Genomic DNA, 1839 nt, shown 5'->3' with positions numbered 1-1839 from the left:
AGCCGTGTCCCGGCATGCGCGTCAGCAGTCCACCGAAGATGCCGCTGATGCCGGCGATCCGGCCGGTGAGGATCATCAGCATCGCGGTGGAGAGACCGATCAATGCGCCGCCAAGCAATCCGGAATAAGGGGTGAGGTTGTGCATCGTGCTTCCTTCCAAAGCCCTGCCGTTCAGGTGGGTGGCGGGCGATTTTACCCAAAATTATGCGTTTTGGCTGAAACAATGCAGCAGGTGGCCGCAACTTGAGCCGCCGGTCGGGATTTGCCTAATGAGCGTTGCAGGTAGCGAGGAAATTGGCCGGCAGAGCGTCGTGGCGGGCATGCCGGCGTGGCTGTGGGTCGGCGTCGCGGTCGGCCTGCTGATGATGCTGAGCGGTAATGCGCTGCTCAATGATCCCGACATGTTCTGGCAAATCAAGGTCGGGCAGTGGATCGTCGACCACGGCGCGGTGCCGCATGTCGACATTTATTCCTTCAGCAAGGCCGGCACGCCATGGATATCGTCGTCGTGGTTGGCGCAGGTCCTGTTCGCTTATGTATATGGGATCGGGGGGTGGGGCGGCGTTGTCGCTTTGGCTGCCATCATGATCGCCGCGACCCTGGCACTGTTGGTGTATCTGCTCGACCGTCATTTGCCGTCGCGGTATTCCTGCCTGATAGCGATGGTAGCGCTAGCACTGGCGTCGCAGCACATGCTGGCGCGGCCGCATGTTCTGGTCATCCCAATCATGGTGGTGTGGTTTGACGGGTTGATTGTGGCGTCCGACCGCCGTGTGGCGCCGTCGTTGTGGCTGCTGCCACTGATTGTGTTGTGGGCCAACCTGCACGGCAGCTTCATTCTCGGTCTGGCGTTGCTGGCGCCGACGATGTTCGACGCGATGTGGCAGGCTCCGGCGCTTCAGCGGCGCAAGCTTGCCGGCCGCTGGATCGCGTTCGGCATTGCGGCGGTAGTGACTGCCTGTGCGACGCCGTATGGCTGGCAATCGCTGTGGGCGGCGAAAAACATTCTCGATCTCGGTCCGGCATTGTCGTTGATTTCGGAATGGGCGCCCCCGAATTTCTCTCGGTTCGAGGCCTTCGAAATAGTCATCATGCTGTTGGCCACAGCGGCGTTGTGGCGCGGTGTACGGTTGCCCTTGCCGCGCATTGTGCTGGTTCTCGGCTTTCTGCACATGGCGCTCAGTCACGTCCGTAATGTCGAAGTATTTGCGCTCCTGACACCGCTCGCGCTTGCTGGCCCGGTTGCCCATCAGTTCGGATGGACCGGCGCCCACACGACTAACAATGTCATGCCGCGGAGCTGGTCAGCGGCATTAGTGGCGCTTTTGCTGGCAGTTGCGATAGGGTGGAACGCGCTCTATCCGCGTCATTTTCAGCCGAACCGCGACACCATGCCGACGGCCGCCGTTGCCGTCTTGAAGGACCGCAAGGCAACGCGTGTCTTCAACGACTATAATTTCGGCGGCTATCTGATCTGGGCCGGAGTGGCGCCATTTTTTGATGGCCGTACCGAACTTTATGGCGTGCAATTTAGCCAGGACGTTTTTGCGGCGCAGGCGTTGCGTCGACCGGATCTGCTGTTGTCACTGCTCGAGCGTTATCGGATCGATGCAACGCTGTTGGCGCCCACGACACCTGCGGCAATTCTGATGGATCATCTCGAGGGCTGGACCAGAGTCTATGCCGACGACAAAGCGGTCGTTCACATGCGTACAAGTGAAGCGGGCAATACCGAAAACCCAGCGCCAGCCAGGCCAATCAAGGCTCAGTGACGAGTTGCCAGCCTATTGCGGCGGCAGAATTGCCAGCGGCGCGCCTGGAAACAGTGCATTGGCGCGC

At 60.5% G+C, this 1839-nt stretch carries 1 protein-coding gene and 1 pseudogene; one reads left to right on the top strand and one right to left on the bottom strand.

Going from position 1 to position 1839, the window contains the following annotated elements; genetic code table 11:
• A pseudogene (locus tag Q0L57_RS14025) lies at window positions 1-145 on the bottom strand (YeeE/YedE family protein); the annotation flags it as partial.
• Window positions 146-269: 124 nt separating this feature from the next.
• On the opposite strand from Q0L57_RS14025, the gene Q0L57_RS14020 reads away from it, so the two are divergent.
• Window positions 270-1772, top strand: coding sequence for a hypothetical protein (locus Q0L57_RS14020; protein WP_296743548.1), 1503 nt, complete (start codon window positions 270-272; stop codon window positions 1770-1772).
• The last annotated feature ends 67 nt before the right edge of the window (window positions 1773-1839 follow it).

Source organism: Mesorhizobium sp., from assembly GCF_024509055.1.
Lineage (GTDB): Bacteria > Pseudomonadota > Alphaproteobacteria > Rhizobiales > Rhizobiaceae > Mesorhizobium.
Note: the sequence above shows the minus strand (reverse complement) of the source record. Positions and strands in the feature narration are given on the sequence as shown.

What these genes read in the sequence shown, in the direction of transcription:
- Q0L57_RS14020 (WP_296743548.1), top strand. Translation starts at nt 270, where the DNA reads ATGAGCGTTGCAGGTAGCGAGGAAATTGGCCGGCAGAGCGTCGTGGCG.